At 54.0% G+C, this 15898-nt stretch carries 17 protein-coding genes; 11 read left to right on the top strand and 6 right to left on the bottom strand.

The features are described from left to right. Window positions 1-166: 166 nt before the first annotated feature. The 4 genes from trpS to WKS99_RS08640 all read left to right on the top strand — a co-directional run bounded on the left by trpS (window position 167) and on the right by WKS99_RS08640 (window position 4344). Window positions 167-1165 (top strand): tryptophan--tRNA ligase, encoded by a 999-nt coding sequence (gene trpS, locus WKS99_RS08625; protein WP_147571819.1) that lies wholly within the window; start codon window positions 167-169, stop codon window positions 1163-1165. A gap of 81 nt (window positions 1166-1246) precedes the next feature. Beyond that, window positions 1247-2383: an MraY family glycosyltransferase gene (locus WKS99_RS08630; RefSeq protein ID WP_147571820.1), complete on the top strand. Its 1137-nt coding sequence runs from the start codon at window positions 1247-1249 to the stop codon at window positions 2381-2383. Then, window positions 2380-3528 (top strand): non-hydrolyzing UDP-N-acetylglucosamine 2-epimerase, encoded by a 1149-nt coding sequence (wecB, locus tag WKS99_RS08635; protein WP_340405747.1) that lies wholly within the window; start codon window positions 2380-2382, stop codon window positions 3526-3528. Before WKS99_RS08630 ends, wecB begins: the two co-directional genes overlap by 4 nt. A 54-nt stretch (window positions 3529-3582) precedes the next feature. Then, the gene (locus WKS99_RS08640) at window positions 3583-4344 is read left to right on the top strand and encodes a hypothetical protein (RefSeq protein WP_147571822.1); all 762 of its coding nucleotides are present in this window, start codon (window positions 3583-3585) and stop codon (window positions 4342-4344) included. Between the two features lie 37 nt (window positions 4345-4381). On the opposite strand, the gene WKS99_RS08645 is transcribed toward WKS99_RS08640, so the two are convergent. From WKS99_RS08645 to WKS99_RS08655, 3 genes are read right to left on the bottom strand one after another with little or no spacing between them, the layout of a single operon-like run. Beyond that, window positions 4382-4777 carry a hypothetical protein gene (locus tag WKS99_RS08645; protein WP_147571823.1) on the bottom strand — a complete coding sequence of 132 codons (396 nt, stop codon included), beginning with the start codon at window positions 4775-4777 and terminating at the stop codon, window positions 4382-4384. Continuing rightward, window positions 4770-5189 (bottom strand): hypothetical protein, encoded by a 420-nt coding sequence (locus WKS99_RS08650; RefSeq protein WP_240287625.1) that lies wholly within the window; start codon window positions 5187-5189, stop codon window positions 4770-4772. The genes WKS99_RS08645 and WKS99_RS08650 overlap by 8 nt, the downstream gene beginning before the upstream one ends. A gap of 35 nt (window positions 5190-5224) precedes the next feature. Beyond that, on the bottom strand, window positions 5225-5506 hold the full coding sequence (locus WKS99_RS08655) for a hypothetical protein (RefSeq protein WP_240287623.1): 282 nt from the start codon (window positions 5504-5506) through the stop codon (window positions 5225-5227). A gap of 108 nt (window positions 5507-5614) precedes the next feature. On the opposite strand from WKS99_RS08655, the gene WKS99_RS13510 reads away from it, so the two are divergent. Both WKS99_RS13510 and cls read left to right on the top strand, forming a co-directional pair. Next, window positions 5615-6028, top strand: a complete 414-nt coding sequence (locus tag WKS99_RS13510) for a metallophosphoesterase family protein (RefSeq protein ID WP_366460873.1) — start codon at window positions 5615-5617, stop codon at window positions 6026-6028. Between the two features lie 31 nt (window positions 6029-6059). Then, complete coding sequence (gene cls, locus WKS99_RS08665; protein WP_240287619.1) at window positions 6060-7586, top strand: cardiolipin synthase; 1527 nt, start codon at window positions 6060-6062, stop codon at window positions 7584-7586. A 74-nt stretch (window positions 7587-7660) separates the two neighbouring features. Here cls and WKS99_RS08670 read toward each other — a convergent pair whose 3' ends face one another. After that, window positions 7661-8509: a hypothetical protein gene (locus tag WKS99_RS08670; RefSeq protein WP_186852606.1), complete on the bottom strand. Its 849-nt coding sequence runs from the start codon at window positions 8507-8509 to the stop codon at window positions 7661-7663. Window positions 8510-8673: 164 nt separating this feature from the next. Here WKS99_RS08670 and WKS99_RS08675 point away from each other — a divergent pair, with 164 nt between their 5' ends. The 4 genes from WKS99_RS08675 to WKS99_RS08690 all read left to right on the top strand — a co-directional run bounded on the left by WKS99_RS08675 (window position 8674) and on the right by WKS99_RS08690 (window position 12885). After that, window positions 8674-9240 carry a DUF4364 family protein gene (locus WKS99_RS08675; RefSeq protein ID WP_186852607.1) on the top strand — a complete coding sequence of 189 codons (567 nt, stop codon included), beginning with the start codon at window positions 8674-8676 and terminating at the stop codon, window positions 9238-9240. Window positions 9241-9256: 16 nt separating this feature from the next. Then, entirely contained in the window at window positions 9257-9733 is a 477-nt protein-coding gene (locus WKS99_RS08680) for a pyridoxamine 5'-phosphate oxidase family protein (RefSeq protein WP_340405748.1), read from the top strand. Window positions 9734-9943: 210 nt separating this feature from the next. Further along, window positions 9944-11512, top strand: a complete 1569-nt coding sequence (locus WKS99_RS08685; protein WP_340405749.1) for an alkaline phosphatase — start codon at window positions 9944-9946, stop codon at window positions 11510-11512. 212 nt (window positions 11513-11724) lie between these two features. Then, a complete protein-coding gene (locus tag WKS99_RS08690; RefSeq protein WP_240287613.1) occupies window positions 11725-12885 on the top strand; it encodes a YibE/F family protein in 1161 nt (386 codons plus the stop codon). On the opposite strand, the gene WKS99_RS08695 is transcribed toward WKS99_RS08690, so the two are convergent. Continuing rightward, the gene (locus WKS99_RS08695; protein WP_340405750.1) at window positions 12882-13541 is read right to left on the bottom strand and encodes a helix-turn-helix domain-containing protein; all 660 of its coding nucleotides are present in this window, start codon (window positions 13539-13541) and stop codon (window positions 12882-12884) included. The genes WKS99_RS08690 and WKS99_RS08695 overlap by 4 nt on opposite strands. A gap of 77 nt (window positions 13542-13618) precedes the next feature. Then, window positions 13619-14509, bottom strand: coding sequence for an SPL family radical SAM protein (locus WKS99_RS08700; protein WP_240287609.1), 891 nt, complete (start codon window positions 14507-14509; stop codon window positions 13619-13621). 132 nt (window positions 14510-14641) lie between these two features. On the opposite strand from WKS99_RS08700, the gene dinB reads away from it, so the two are divergent. Further along, a complete protein-coding gene (dinB, locus tag WKS99_RS08705; protein WP_147571875.1) occupies window positions 14642-15895 on the top strand; it encodes a DNA polymerase IV in 1254 nt (417 codons plus the stop codon). Window positions 15896-15898: the final 3 nt, after the last annotated feature.

The following is a 15898-nucleotide window of genomic DNA, read 5'->3' on the forward strand; positions in this document are numbered from 1 at the left end:
ATATTTTTCTTTCCAGAAAAAGTCTATCACAGAAATAAAACATCTACAAGGAAATCATCCCTCTTCGTTCAATCTTTTATTGCCATTCTTTTTATAAAGTGTTAAAATAAAATGATATTATATGGGCGCTTATCCTCTGTGCCCTAAAATAAAGGAGCAACACCAGATGGACGAAAAAAAAGTAATGCTCTCCGGCATCCAGCCCAGCGGAGATCTGCACCTGGGTAACTACCTGGGTGCCATCAAAAATTGGGCCGCCCGGGCCGAGGAGTTCGACTGCTACTATTTTATGGCAGATATGCACACCATCACCGTCCGGCAGGACCCCGCCGCCCTGCGGCGCCGCACGCTGGAGCAGCTGGCCCAGTACATCGCCTGCGGCCTGGATCCTGAAAAAAACACTCTCTTCATCCAGTCTCATGTCCCTGCCCACGCGGAGCTGGGCTGGGTACTCAACTGCTACACCATGTTTGGCGAGCTGTCCCGGATGACTCAGTTCAAGGACAAATCCGCCAAGCATAAGGACAACATCAACGGCGGTTTGTTCACCTATCCCGCTCTCATGGCGGCCGATATTCTCCTCTACCAGCCCGACTTTGTCCCCGTTGGAGAGGATCAGAAGCAGCACGTGGAGCTGACCCGGAACATTGTCCAGCGTTTCAACGGGATTTACGGTGATGTATTCAAAATGCCGGAGCCCTATATCCCGAAGGCCGGTGCCCGTATTATGGGACTGACTACTCCTGATTCCAAGATGTCTAAGTCCATCCCAGAGGGCTGTGTCTTCCTGATGGAGAAGCCGGAGGACATCGCCAGAAAGTTCAAGCGGGCTATCACCGACAGCGACACGGAGCGATGCGTCCATTTCGACCCGGAGCACAAGCCAGGAGTGGCCAACCTGATGAACATTTATTCCGCCGTCACTGGTAAGACCTTTGAGGAGATTGAGGCCGAGTTTGACGGCCTAGGCTATGGCAAATTCAAGCCCGCTGTGGGCGAGGCAGTCGTGGAGTGCCTGCGCCCCATCCGGGAGGAGGCTACCCACATTTTGGCGGATAAGGCTTATCTGGAGAAGGTCTACACCGAAGGGGCCCAGAAGGCATCCTATGTAGCGAACAAGACGCTTCGTAAGGTCTATAAAAAGGTAGGCTTTGTGGCCCGCTGACTCTATTTTGCCACTTCATCTACCTCTGCGGCTTGGCCCGAAGGGCAAAGCTGGTCAGAAAAACGCAAAAGAGGATTTGATATGCCGATTCAACTTTCTGTGGTGGGGATGGCTTTGGCCGCCCTGCTAACCGCCGCGGTGGTATCTCTGATTGCCACTCCTGTTGTGAAATCGCTGGCCTTTCGTGTCGGTGCGGTGGATATCCCAAAGGACGGGCGGAGGATGCATGACCACCCGATCCCCCGTATGGGTGGACTGGCCATCTTTTTTGGCTTCATGCTCAGCGTCCTCCTATTTGTCCCGCTGACGGAGCAGTTGCGGGGAATGCTTTTAGGCGGTGTCATCATCGTCATACTAGGAATTTTTGACGACATCTATGCCCTCCCCGCCAAACCTAAATTCTTGGTACAGATCGCCGCTGCCCTTGTCGCCGTGTGGGCGGGGAATAAGATCGAGTTCCTCTCCAACCCTAATATTTTCAGCAGCGAGCCTTACTGGGAGCTGGGATGGCTGTCTATCCCCATCTCTGTATTGTGGATCGTGGGCATCACAAACGCCGTCAATCTGATTGACGGTCTGGACGGACTGGCTTGCGGAGTTTCCACCATCAGCTCCATGACTCTGCTGGTCATCGCTTTGACTGTATCTGAGCCGGATGTGGCCCTTCTGATGGCCGCCCTGGCCGGCGCCTGCATCGGCTTCCTGCCCTATAACCTGAATCCCGCCAAAATCTTTATGGGGGACACCGGGTCAACCTTTTTGGGCTTTATCCTGGCCTCTGTGTCCATTCAGGGGCTGTTCAAGTTCCACATGATCATCTCCTTTGCGGTCCCATTCCTCATGCTTGGTCTGCCCATTTTTGACACCTGTTTCGCAATCCTCCGTCGGGTATCCAAGGGGCAGTCCCCTATGACTCCAGACCGTGGGCACATCCACCATCGGCTGATCGACATGGGCTTTTCCCAAAAGCAGGCAGTCGCTGTGCTCTATATCATCAGTGCAATCCTAGGCCTGTCCGCCGTAGTGCTGACCACCAGTGGGGTATTCAAAGCCATGCTGTTTCTGGTCGCGCTTTGCGCGGCCGGCGGTCTGGCTGCCGGCCTGTTTCTGACACACAATGACGGGAGGCATACGCCTCAGGACCCAGGAAGGCATCACAAGACACAGATTTCTGGCAACGACAACTTCTTTGGTGAGGAGGACCAGTCTGAAAAATGAGCGACCTGAAAGTTATGACGATCTTCGGCACCCGGCCAGAGGCCATCAAAATGGCCCCTCTGGCCCTGGAGCTATCGAAGCGCCCCGGCATAGACGCTCTGTGCTGTGTCACAGCTCAACACCGGGAAATGTTGGACTCTGTACTGGATATTTTTCGGTTAAAACCTGACTACGACTTGAATATCATGGAGCCCCGACAGACCTTATCCACTATCACCTCTAAATGCCTGCTGGGCATGGAGCAGGTGCTGGAGGAGGCGAAGCCTGACCTTGTACTGGTCCACGGGGATACTTCCACTACCTTTGCGGGGGCTCTGGCCGCGTTCTATCACAAGATACCAGTAGGCCACGTGGAGGCCGGCCTTCGAACCTATGACAAGTGGTCTCCCTTTCCAGAAGAAATGAACCGAAAAATGGTGGGATCTATCGCCGATCTGCACTTTTGTCCCACTGTGTCAAACCGGGACAACCTAACCCGTGAAAATATTACCAACGGGATTTTTCTCACAGGTAACACGGTCATTGATGCCCTTCAAACTACAGTGAAAAAGGATTTTTCCTTTACAGAAAGGCTCCTTGACCAGTTGGAGTATGAAAAACGAAAAGTTGTATTAGTTACCTGCCATCGGAGGGAAAACTATGGTCAGCCCATGGAGGATATCATGGCTGCTCTGGCCTATATTGCCCGGACTCATCCCGAGGTATCTCTGGTCTACCCTGTCCACCTCTCCCCTGTGGTCCAGGAGTGCGCCCATCGGCATCTAGACGGTGTTGAAAACGCCCACCTGATCCCCCCCTTAAATGTGGAGGAGATGCACAATCTGATGGCCCGGTGTTATATGGTCATGACTGACTCCGGCGGTCTTCAGGAGGAGGCTCCCGCTCTTGGTAAGCCCGTTCTTGTCCTCCGCCGGGAGACCGAGCGACCTGAAGCCGTTAAGGCGGGCACGGCTAGACTGGCCGGCGTGGATTACAGCCGCATCACAGCGATGGCCGAGGAACTTCTGGAAAACCCAGACGCCTACGCTGCGATGGCCCATGCCGTCAATCCCTATGGAGATGGCCAGGCCTGCCGCCGGATTGTGGACGCTATCCAGTGGCACTTCGGCCAGCGCAAGGAGCCTCCGGACGAATTTTTGATTTGAGTCTGTTTTGACTCATCTGCTCTATTAATCCCAAAAAATCTTGGAGGTGAGGACGTGGAACCTAAAAATCGTCTTTTAATCGCAATCACTGTGATCGTCCTCATCGTAGCTGCTATGTTCACCAGTTTTGGGCGCAATCTTTTTGCCCTCAATACTCCGTCGGTCGTCCTGCCCAATGTGAACGGCGACGGACAGACTGGCGATGTCAGCGGTCCTCAAACTGGTCTAGAACAATACCAGGCGGTGGAGGTCACACCTCAGACTGTTGGCAGCGTGATTCGGACTCTGTCCCGCAAAGACAGCTATTACCGAGAACTCACCATCACGACCTTCTGGGACGGTGGTTCCTCCTCTATTCCGGTACAGACTTGGGTAGACGGCGGCTGGTCCCACAGCAGACAGGTGCTTCCCTCCGGTGCGGTCAGGCACGATCTGGTGGGGGATGGCACTCTTTATTACTGGTATGAGGGCTCCTCCCGCTGGGAGTCCACTCCCGCGGACAGCCTGTCCCATGATTTGACACAGCGGATCCCGACCTATGAGGTCGTGACCGAATTAGATCCTGATGAGATCACCCACGCCGGCTATGAGCTTCGTGAGGGAGTTCCTTGTGTCTATGTAGAAGTGGCCCGTGAAGACCCTGCCTATCAGGAGAGATACTGGGTCAGCGTGGAGAGCGGCCTTTTGATTTGCGCGGAGCTGGAAAAGGAGGGGGCGCTCGTCTATCAGATGACCTCCTACGGCACTGTTATATCTCCCTGTCCAGCGGAGGCCTCCTTCGCTCTGCCCAATGGTGACATATTATATACCAGGTAAAATATGGGACGGCCGGAGGCCGTCCCATCCTGATACCTCAATCTTCACCTTCCCGATCTCCAAGTCCCATGAGCAGGACCAGCCCCAGGGCTATCACCAGTTCCAGATCGTCTCCTTCCACCAAAAGAAACAGGATGATAAGCAGCAGAAGGATATCCCCCGGGTCGATGTCTTCTAACTTCAGGGCTTTCAATAGCCCGGATAGCCCCCCGCTGCCGTCTCCAGATGAAAAGAGGCTTCCCGCCCCCTCTTTTCCGCCCAATAGAGCGCCCAGCCCCTCCTTTCCGGAAAATAGAGAGGAAAACCTGAAGCCCCCTGTGGAGGCCGGACCATGGCCCTTTGTTCCGCTGTTGGATCTGCCCCCTCCTTGGGGGTGCTCGGCCTCCTGGATAGGGACATAAGGGGTGTCCTCTGATATGTAGCGGTTATACACTCCCCTCCTCCTCCTTCCTGCCCATAGCGGTCAGGGCCACCCGGATCAGGCGGGTCATGCGTGCTATCTGCTGGGCTCGGTCCAGCCGGGCCCGCCGTTCTTCTCGTAAAAATGGGCGCAACGCGGATAGCAGAGCCGCGTTTCTATCATCGGTACTCTGATACTCCCGCAGCACCTGCACCCCTATCTGGAGCATCCGCGGGTCTATCTGCCCCAGCAGCGAGGACAGGTCCCAGGATCCATCGGACGGGCCGCTCTGTTCCGGAGACTGGGCGGGGACCTCTTCCGCGCTCTGTGTCCCATTCCCCTGGGGCCCGTTCTCCCCTGATAACGACCGGGCTAGAGCCATGATCTGCCCCATGGCCTTTTCATTCCCCAGGATCGAGTTCAATTTTTCCTCAAATTCGGCCACGGTCTCGCCACCTTTCTACCCGGCTGTGGTTTCTCCTATTCCAGCCCTGCCTCTTTTGCCTTGCGTCCGATTCTATCTACCAGTTCCGCCCCCTCCTGGCTCCTCATCAGCCGGTCCATCATAGACATCAAGGCGCTGGGGTCCCCGTCAGCGGCCGCTTTGGCCGCCTCCTTCACCCCTCCCTGCTGGTTCAAAATCGACATCAGCTTTTGGGCATCGCTGGATTTAGCCAGTTTGGAGATCACTTCACGGTTTTTCACCAGATCAGCGGCAGTAGTCCCTTTTTTCAGATTGTCTTGACCCTGTTTTAAATTCACAATCGCTCACTCCCGATTTGATTTCATTCCAGTATATGCGGCTAGAATGGTAAGGTGACAAATTTGAAAATTCTCGTGTTTTCCGACTCCCACCGGTCCATGTCCGGGATGTATTCAGCCATTGACAGACATCTCCCAGACCAGGTCATTCACCTGGGAGATCTGCTCCAGGACGCTGAAATGCTGGCGGATATCTATCCGCGCCTCCCGATCTGTCGTGTGCCCGGTAACTGTGATGGCTGGACTACCGAGCCTCTGAAACGCCAGATCACTCTGGCCGGCAAACAGTTTCTTCTCTCCCACGGCCACCTGTGGGGTGTAAAAAGTGGATATAGCCACGCAATTTCCGACGCCAAAGCAGCTCAAGTCGATGTGCTTCTTTTTGGGCATACCCACCGCTCCCTGTGCCATCAGCTGGAGGACGGGCTTTGGGTCATGAATCCGGGTTCCAGTCGTTCCAGCTATGGGTTTATTGAGATCAAGGATGGAACTCTCCACTGTGAGATATTTCCTGTAAACTGATTTTTAGCCGTAAAGGAGGTAAGGCTGTCAAGTGAAAAAGCTGCTCTATATTCTGTTTCACCGCTCTGTTTTTGTCTGTCTGGCCCTGCTGGCCCAGTTTGCCACGCTAGTCATTATGGTAGTCGTTTTCTCCGAATATACAGAGTCCTTCTATTGGTGCTGTATCGTGATCAGCATCCTAGCCGCCTTAGCTATCATCTGCAGCAGGATGGAGCCTGGCTACAAAATTGCCTGGCTGATCCTGATTCTGCCCTTTCCTGTGTTTGGCGGTATCTTTTACCTGCTGGTGGGGGGAGGCACCATCCCCCGCCGGACGCAAAAGCGGATGCAGGGAATCTTGAAAAAATCCGCCCTTGCCCTACAAGATGACTTTAAGTCCGACGACCTTATCTCCCTTGGCGGCGACGCCGCCAGCCAGGCCCACTATATGGAGCAATACGCCGCCTGTCCCTCCTACACGAATACAGAAACAGAATACTTCCCTCTGGGGGACCAGGCCTTTCCGCGTATGCTGGAGGAGTTGGAAAAGGCGGAGCACTATATTTTTCTGGAATACTTCATTATACAGCCCGGTATTTTTTGGGACAGCATCCTGGCCATCCTGGAACGAAAAGCGGCCCAGGGCGTTGAAGTGCGTGTGATGTATGATGATATGGGCTGTATGTTCACCCTTCCCCGGGACTATGACCAGGTGTTAATGAAGAAGGGAATCCAGTGCCGGGTATTTAATCGCTTCCTGCCGGTGATGTCCCTCCGTCTGAACAACCGGGACCATCGGAAGCTGATGGTAATTGATGGGAAGGTTGGCTTCACCGGTGGACTCAATCTGGCTGATGAGTATATCAACATTCGTAAGCGATTCGGGCACTGGAAGGACAGCGCGATCCTATTGGAGGGAGACGCGGTCTGGTCTATGGCCGTCATGTTTTTGACCCTATGGGATTACTGCTGTGGCTGGGATGAAAATTTTGACCGGTTTCGTCCCCCGGCCTCTCCTGTCCGGCCCTGGACCGGCTATGTACAGCCCTACACGGATACCCCTCTGGACCGTGAGGCGGTGGGACAGGCCGTCTATCTCAATATGATCTCCAAGGCCAAAAACTACATCTATATCACCACCCCCTATCTGGTGGTAGATGTGGCGACCAACACCGCCCTGTGCAACGCCGCCAAGTCAGGGGTAAACGTAAAAATCATCACGCCCCATATCCCGGACAAACGCTACGTTTTTGAGGTGACCCGAGCCCACTATCCCCCTCTGCTGGATGCGGGAGTAGAGATTTATGAGTATACCCCCGGCTTTATCCACGCCAAAAACTTTGTGGTAGACGACCGTTTTGCTACCGTTGGCACCGTCAATCTGGACTATCGCAGCCTGTTTCTTCACTTTGAGGACGGTGTCTGGTTGTGCGAAGCGCCCTGTATCCGAGATATCCGCGCGGACTTTGAACGGACGTTGACCTGTTCAGAGCCAATTACTCCACGAAGGTTCAAACATTTGAACATCCTGCTCCAGCTCTACCGCAGCATCCTGCGTATCTTTGCTCCTCTGATGTGAGAATAAAAAGGCGGAAGAGCCGCCGCCCTCCTGTTTGGAGTGGCGGCGGCCCTTTTTATCGGCACCCTGCCGCTTTAGCTACAACAGCCGGAGCGTACCTCTTGATAGGTGGTATTCCCCTTGCTCTGGATGCTGTTGGGTGGGAAAAATTCGTTGAAGGGGAACTGAACCTTACGGAACATCTCGCAGGGGTCCTCCTGGCACTCGCAGCCGCAGCCACAGGTGCACTCCTTCTCCGGCAGGCAGTAGTCATAGACTGGGATCAGAAGCTGGGTATCCCGCTCCAAGCGGATGATGGAGAACTGGCCCAGTGTTACGAACATTCTGTGTATATCGCCGTCTACGATCAGATCCTCTTGGAAGACAGCGGTAATAGCGGGTGGGATATCCAGATAACTATTGTCGCAGCAGTGGCAGTTACAGGCGTCCATCAACTTCAGGTTTAGGATAATGGGGTCTACCGCCTCTACTACCGCGCTGGGCAGATTAGTTTGAGGCAGGTTTTGGATTTCTGGCCCTTCTCCTACTACTCCAGTCGAGAATATCTTGGAGCTTCCCTCACTTCCGAAGAGGACAACCCGCTTGTCAAAGATGGCCAGCCCGGTCACTTCCACCGGGCGGGCGGCTCCCACGAAGGCGTCAGCAGTGATGCGGTAGAAGTACCGCACATCTACCGTATAGAAGCCCCGGTTGAAATTGATGGGCTCCACATCGATGTACGCATACAGTAGTTCAGCAGTCCCCGCTTTTACCGACTGGGCCCGGTCGATGACCGCCTGAGAACTTCTGGTAGGATAGACGCGGATGTCTTCAATACAATCTTTGTCTTTGCAGGAGTCAAAGATTTTTTTCGTGTGTATGCACACGGCCTCCCGGATACTGCGGTCTTCGCAGACGGGGCCGGGCACGACCTTTTCTGGCATATGGTTCCCTCCTAGATTTGGATGGTAAGGACGGTCAAAGCCGCCCCTTTGGGTTTCGCTTACATTCCATCTTATGAGGCGCTCCGTATTTTGTGCGGCTCCATCTCTTTTCTATCCCACTCTTGCGGCTTTCCTCTGAATCGGGTATAATGGAGTGTACCTTAATGCCTCTTGCAAAAGGAGTGGACACCATGGCCCCCATCGGCTTTATTCAAAATGAGCTGGATCTGAAGTTCTTAGTTCTGTATATCATGGCCCGGACTGCCGGGCCCATTACCTTTCTTCAGCTTCTGGAGCTGGCCCTGTGCGACGCGGGCGTGGACTACTTTTCTCTGACCAAGGCTGTGGAACATATGGTGGAGACCGGCCAGTTGTCCAAAGAAGGCGACCGCTATTCTATCACCGAAAAGGGGGTGCGAAACAGTCAGATCTGTGAGAGCAGCCTCCCCTACTCGGTCCGAATGCATTGTGACGAGAATCTGGTCAAGGTCAACGAAGCTCTCCGCCGAGAAGCCCAGGTCCGCTCCCAGGTGTCGGAGAATCAAGACGGGACCTGTACGCTCAAGCTTGACTTCAATGATGAAACCACACCGCTTCTCCATCTGGAGCTGCTGGTCCCAGAACGGAAACAGGCGGACACCATGGCCCAGTGCTTTCAGGATGAGCCCACAGACTTTTATCGGCAGATCATTCAACTGTTGACCCAGCGGAATGGATCACAAAACTCGTAAAGGAGAAAATGTCATCATGAGAAGAGCAGACCGCGCACAGGACCGGGACTTTTGTCTGTCCGTTATTGACCGCTGCACCCACGGGGTAGCCGCTCTGACAACCGGGGAGGATACTCCCTACTGTCTTCCCCTCTCCTTTGTCCGTGTGGGTAACAGCCTCTATTTTCATTGTGCCCGTGAGGGGCGCAAGGTGGAGCTGTTGAAACGATGTCCCCGCATATGTATTACCTTTGTAGCCCAGGACGACCCCAATTTTGAGGCGCCCAACAACTATACCACCTATTTTCAGTCCGCCATCGTTACCGGGACTGTAGTTTTGGTGGAGGACGATCAGGAAAAGATCGACGGCTTGCGGGCTCTCTGCCAGAAGCTCACCCCACAGTATATGACAGAGGGCCTTTTCAATGCCGCTATCCAGCACAGCCTCTCTGTCACGTCCGTGTGGCGGGTAGATATGGATGATCTCTCCGGAAAGGCCAAGAAGAAAAGATGATCCCCTCTTTCCGTTTCCCATTCCTCAAAGGGAGCGTTATGATGTAAGATACAGCAACAGCGCGCTGCTTCTTGGCAGCGCGCTGTTTTTTCATATCTATCTTTTTACCTATCTTTCACCCAAAGGCTGTAGCCGTTTTAACAGGCGGACCTTAGAATAGACCTGTCCCCAATGTCAAGAATAAGTGTAAACAGTCAGGAGGAAAACAGTATGAAACGATTTTTTTCCGCCGCGTTGGCGCTGGCCATGGCAGCTTTGTCTTTGGCTGGCTGCTCCGGCACATCTTCAAGGGATGCCGCAGGCAGCCCAGTACAAACCAGTGGGGTCACGCAGGTCGCTCCCATGTCGACCACTGCTGAAGCCTTAAAATTTCCGAAATATGTCTTTCTGTTTATTGGTGATGGAATGAGCTATCCACAGTTCCAGGCCGCATCCGACTATCTAGGCTCCATGGCCGATCCTGATTACCTGCTGGCCGAGCCCAGTCTGGATGACAACCAGGGCGCGATTCTGGACGGTCCTGTCGCTCTGAATTTTATGGGCTTTGACGTAGCTGGCTCTGCTGTGACCTATGACTCTAACTCCTTCGCCCCTGATTCTGCCTCCACAGCCACATCCATTGCTACCGGCCATAAGACCTATTCTGGGTCTATCAATGTGGATGAAACTGCTACCATCTCTTATGAGACCATTTCGGAAAAGGTCCATGAGCAGCTTGGTATGAAGGTGGGCGTCATTTCTTCTGTCAATCTGAATCACGCCACCCCAGCCGCCTTCTATGCCCATCAGGCCAGCCGCAACAGCTATTATGAAATCGGTCTGGAGCTGATAGACTCAGGATTTGATTACTTTGCCGGCGGCGCCCTGTTGAAGCCAGACGGAGCAGACGGTGATAAGGACAACCTGTATGATTTGGCCAAAGAGGCAGGTTATACTGTGGTAAAAACTCAGGCGGAAGCGGAGCAGGTCACTTCCGGCCCCGTTATCATCGTGGATGAGCATCTGGCCGACTCTGACGCCATGGCCTATGAGCTGGACAGGACTGACGATATGTGGTCCCTGGCAGACTATGTAAAAAAGGGTATCCAGGTACTGGACAACGACAAAGGCTTTTTCATGATGTGCGAAGGGGGCAAAATCGACTGGGCCTGCCATGCCAACGATGCCGCCGCCTCGATTCATGACACCCTGGCCCTGGCCGACGCGGTACAGGTAGCCATCGACTTCGCCAAGGACCACGCCGAAGAAACTTTGATTCTGGTCACAGGAGACCATGAGACCGGCGGCTTGTCCATTGGATTCGCCGGGACTGATTACGACACCTATCTCAGCCAGCTCAACAGCCAAACTATTTCCTATGCCAAGTATGACAGCGATTATGTGGCCGCTTACAAAGCGAATAAGACTCCCTTTGAAACTGTTCTGAAGGACATTGAAACGCTTTTTGGCCTGAAAGTCAACGGTGAGGCGGGCGATCGTCTGGTGCTCACCGACTATGAGCTGGGCCTGCTGAAGACCGCCTATGAGAAATCTGTCAACGAGAAGGATACCGGCATGGCCGACCAGGAGGAATATGTGGCCTACGGCACCTATGAACCATTGTCCGTCACCATCACCCACATCCTCAACAACAAATCCGGTATTTCCTTTACCTCGTACAGCCACACCGGACTCCCCGTGGCGGTATTTGCGGATGGTGTCAACGCCGAACTCTTCAAGGGCTACTACGACAACACTGCAATCTACGATAAGCTGGCCCAGATGCTGGCGGTTCGGTAACCCTCTCTTGAGAACACGATATCAACGGCCCGCTCCAGTCGATCCAACTGGAGCGGGCTTACCCCTGCATTTTCATTTGGTGGTACCCCCGCAGCTTTCGGATATCCGCCTTTCACCGGGCGAATTTGTTTTCATTTTTCTTCTCCTCCTCCACTCCCCCTCCAGATACGGGTACTTCCCAGTGATATTCTCTCTTCAAGGAGCAACACTATATGTTAAAGCAGATGAAAGCTGATTTTCTTCGTTACCATGCCCCTGTATGGGTATGCCTTCTTCTCACCGTTGTCCTGCTCGCCCTGCCCACGGGATATGAGGATAACATCGTTTTTCAGGAATCTGATATTCAGCCGGCTCTGGTACTGTCTACCGATGAGTCAACCGTTATTGATACCGGGCTCGTCCGGTCCGGCGAGCAGCGCTGTCAGCTTGAGGTACTAGGAGGACAGTTCAAAGGGCAGACGGTAGAGGGAAAAAACACCCTGAACGGCTCTCTGGAACAGGATAAGATCTTTTCTGTCGGTGATAAGGCTCTGGTCCGTATCAATTTCCAAGGGGAGCAGATCCTCAGTGTATCTATGATCGATCACTACCGGATGCCCTGGGAATTATTGATGGGCGGACTATTTGTCCTCCTGCTGGTCCTCTTTGCGGGAAAGACTGGTCTAAGGGCTGTGCTTTCCTTTCTCCTTACTGTCTTGATGATATGGAAGGTGATGGTCCCGCTCTATCTCAAAGGCTGGGACCCTATCTGGGTCGGCCTTGCCATAACACTGGCCCTCACTCTGCTTATCATCGCCCTGGTCTATGGTTTCGACCGGAGATGCTGGGCCGCCTCATCTGGTTCCGCTCTTGGTGTTCTGGTCACCTGTATCATGGGCATCCTGTTCACTGACCTATTTCAGGTCCACGGGGCGGTCATGTCCTACTCGGAAAGTTTGCTCTATGCCGGCTATCAGCATCTGGATCTGACCCGGATCTTCATGGCTTCCATTTTTATCGGGGCCTCCGGAGCGATCATGGATTTGAGCGTAGATATCACCTCCGCAGTCCACGAAGTCGTGGAGAAACGACCTGACCTTAGTTGGTGGGAGGCGGCCAAATCCGGGATGAACGTAGGCAGAGCGGCCATGGGGACCATGACCACCACTTTGCTGTTCGCCTACTCCGGTGGCTATGTGGCACTGCTGATGGTATTTATGGCCCAAGGCACGCCGATCTCCAATATTTTGAACTATAAGTATGTAGCCGCCGAGATGATCCATACCGTCATCGGCTCCTTCGGTCTGGTAACAGTCGCTCCCTTTACCGCCCTGTGCGCTGGCTTGTTCCTGGTTGGTAAAACAAAAAAAGCTCAAGGGATGGACCTCAATTAAGAGCCATCCCTTGAGCCCTTTTTCATCTTACAGACCGCTCTTTTTGGTTTCTTCCACCACAGCTTTCTCCCCATATATCGGGGATTTATCACACGCAGATAAAAAAGCAGAATGGCTATAGACAGCAGGAATCCGGCCAAGCCCAGATGAAAATAGAAGCTTAAGACGGTCAAAAGGAGCTGTGCCAGCATATAGCGCAACTCAATTTTCAAATTGTTCCGCCGCCGGTCCAAATCCAGCTCAAAGGACAGGTTCCACACCATCCACATAGAGCACAGTGCCAACATCACGATATTTCCGAACAGGGGCAAAAGGTAGCCGCCCCCAAGCTGCTCTCCATGCGGCATATCCTGTAATGTCCAGACACAGGCATAGAGTGCGCCCAGTTGGGCAGAAATAGCCATCACAGTTCTGTTTTCCCGCAGGATAGGGTTGTCCTCCCCATCTTTTACCCAGCCGGAGCGGTCCTCCATCAGCTCGTCCAGTGAGATGGCGTACAGCTCCGCCAACGCGGCCAGATTCTCACCGGTGGGTATCGTCTGCCCTGACTCCCATTTGGTCACCGCTTGGCGGCTCACGCCCACTCGCTCCGCCACCATCTCCTGAGAAAAACCGATTTGGTTCCGCAGTGCTTTCAGGCGTTCTCCCAATGGCATTCTTCCCACCTCCTTGGTCAAATAGTAGCAGACCAGAAGGAGAAAGTCCAGCAACCAACCGGCAACCGGGGGAAAAATCAGTCAAAAAAGGTGAGCTGCCGATCCTGATATCCACGGGTGGCAGCGGAAATGATAGAGCGCATCTCACACAACAGCCCCAGCTCCCCGCAGCGTTTGGAAAATCGTTCCCACAACTTCCCCGCTCTGGGACTGGAGCAGGTATACCGGTTTCCATACCGCTGGCGGTATTTCTCCCCCAGCCCCTGTTCTGGAAAAGCCCGGTCCAGTCCGTTTAGAAAATGCTCCCTCTGCCCATCCCGCATGGTCACACCGAAGGCCGGATAGACGAATCGTGCTCCCGCCTCGGCAGCCGCCTCCGCCACCGACAGCACATTTTCTACGCTGTCCTCCAGCCAGGGCAGGACCGGCATAAGCAGGACACCGGAAAAGATCCCCGCTCCCGCCAGCTCCTTCAGCGCCGCCAAACGGCGGCTGGGTGAGGGAGCCCCCGGCTCGATCTTGGCTGCCAGCGCGTCGTCTGTCGTAGTCACCGTCAGTTTACAGATCACTGGGGAATGGCGCTGAATGAACTGATACAGGTCGATATCCCGGACGATCAGATCACTTTTTGTGGCAGCCGCCACCCCACATCCGTAGGCGTCTATCAACTCTAGGGCATGACGGGTCAGTTCCAGCTCCTCCTCGAAGGGGTTATAGGGGTCGCTCATGGAACCCATACTGATAAATGCCGGACGCGTCTTTCGGGCCAGGTCATCCCGCAAAATAGTGAGGGCCCCAGCCTTTGCTTTCACGGTATCAAAATCTGGATTTTGATAACAGCTGCTTCGGCTGTCACAGTAGAGGCAGCCATGACAACATCCACGGTAAATATTCATGGTATGGTCGGTACCAAACCACTCCGTACCTCTATTTCTATGGAGCAGATGTTTAGCCGGTATATATTCCATGTCCTCTCCCCTCCTTTTTTCTTATCCTACCAGTCTCTCCCCTTTCCTGTCAAGAAAATTCGAACATTAGTTTGACTTTTTTCTTGGCCTGGAATATAATTTTTTTATTGAATGAAAAGGAGGCGCTGTCCGGTGGAACGGGTCATCTTTCACTGTGATTTAAATAGCTTTTACGCCTCGGTAGAGCTGCTGGACCATCCGGAGTTGCGTCACCTGCCGGTGGCGGTATGCGGAGACCCGAACAGCCGCCACGGCATCATCCTGGCAAAAAATGAGCCCGCCAAGCTTTTTGGCGTCAAGACCGCTGAAACCATCTGGCAGGCCAGAAAAAAATGCCCCGAACTGGTCCTTCTTCCCGCCCACCATGACCGATACCGTGAGCTATCCAGGCAGATCAACCGGGTATATCAGGACTACACCGACCTGGTAGAGTCCTTTGGGATCGATGAGAGCTGGCTGGATGTCACTGGTACCCTCCATCTCTTCGGCGGGGATCCGGAGGCGCTGGCGGACCAGCTTAGAGAGCATGTGCGGGGCAACTTTGGGCTGACCATCTCTGTGGGAGTGTCCTTCAACAAGGTCTTTGCCAAATTAGGCAGCGATTACAAAAAGCCAGATGCTACCACGCTCATCACCCGGGAAAATTTTAAACAGATTGTATGGCCTCTGCCGGTCACCGACCTGCTCTATGTCGGGCGGGCCGCCTCCCGGACTTTTGATCGCTTTGATATCCACACCATCGGCGACCTGGCTCGCTTTGATCGGGAGCAACTTTTTCTTCTGCTGGGTAAAAATGGCGCCCAGCTCCATGACTTTGCCAGTGGGGAGGACCGCTCCCCCGTCACACCCGCCGCCCAGTACGTCCCGCCGAAGTCAGTGGGCAATGGTCTCACCTTTTCTCACGATCTGCGGGGGCAGGAAGATATACAGGCTGGGATCACCCGCCTTTCGGACCAAGTGGCTGCCCGCCTTCGTCGGTATCACATGAAATGTAATGGTATTTCACTTGCCATACGGGACCCTGCCTTTCGGGATATCATCCGGCAGCAGCGGCTGGACTCCCCCAGCAATCTGGCCCGAGAAATCAGTCAAGCCGCCATGGGATTGGCCAAAAGCTGCTGGAATATGGATCATCCCGTCCGAGCCCTCACTGTAACAGCACTCTCTCTGGTCCCGGAGGAGGAGGTCTCGGCCCAGCTGGATCTGTTGGCCTTCGGCCAGGACAAAAAGAGAGAGCGGCTGGAAAAGCTGGAGGAAACAATGGATAGCATTCGGGCCAAGTACGGAAAATCTTCCATCTCCCATGCCTCCTCCACCCAGGCCGCCGGCGGCAGCGGCCATGCGCCCCCGCCTGGAGGCTCCCGGTCATATCTGGAGGAGGAGTAGCAT

Source organism: Flintibacter sp. HCN-6482, from assembly GCF_037892565.1.
Classification (GTDB): domain Bacteria; phylum Bacillota; class Clostridia; order Oscillospirales; family Oscillospiraceae; genus Lawsonibacter; species Lawsonibacter aceti.

Coding starts and splice junctions, on each gene's coding strand:
- trpS (WP_147571819.1), top strand. CDS start 167: ATGGACGAAAAAAAAGTAATGCTCTCCGGCATCCAGCCCAGCGGAGAT.
- WKS99_RS08630 (WP_147571820.1), top strand. CDS start 1,247: ATGCCGATTCAACTTTCTGTGGTGGGGATGGCTTTGGCCGCCCTGCTA.
- wecB (WP_340405747.1), top strand. CDS start 2,380: ATGAGCGACCTGAAAGTTATGACGATCTTCGGCACCCGGCCAGAGGCC.
- WKS99_RS13510 (WP_366460873.1), top strand. CDS start 5,615: ATGTATTCAGCCATTGACAGACATCTCCCAGACCAGGTCATTCACCTG.
- WKS99_RS08670 (WP_186852606.1), bottom strand. CDS start 8,509: ATGCCAGAAAAGGTCGTGCCCGGCCCCGTCTGCGAAGACCGCAGTATC.
- WKS99_RS08675 (WP_186852607.1), top strand. CDS start 8,674: ATGCCTCTTGCAAAAGGAGTGGACACCATGGCCCCCATCGGCTTTATT.
- WKS99_RS08680 (WP_340405748.1), top strand. CDS start 9,257: ATGAGAAGAGCAGACCGCGCACAGGACCGGGACTTTTGTCTGTCCGTT.
- WKS99_RS08685 (WP_340405749.1), top strand. CDS start 9,944: ATGAAACGATTTTTTTCCGCCGCGTTGGCGCTGGCCATGGCAGCTTTG.
- WKS99_RS08690 (WP_240287613.1), top strand. CDS start 11,725: ATGTTAAAGCAGATGAAAGCTGATTTTCTTCGTTACCATGCCCCTGTA.
- WKS99_RS08695 (WP_340405750.1), bottom strand. CDS start 13,541: ATGCCATTGGGAGAACGCCTGAAAGCACTGCGGAACCAAATCGGTTTT.
- WKS99_RS08700 (WP_240287609.1), bottom strand. CDS start 14,509: ATGGAATATATACCGGCTAAACATCTGCTCCATAGAAATAGAGGTACG.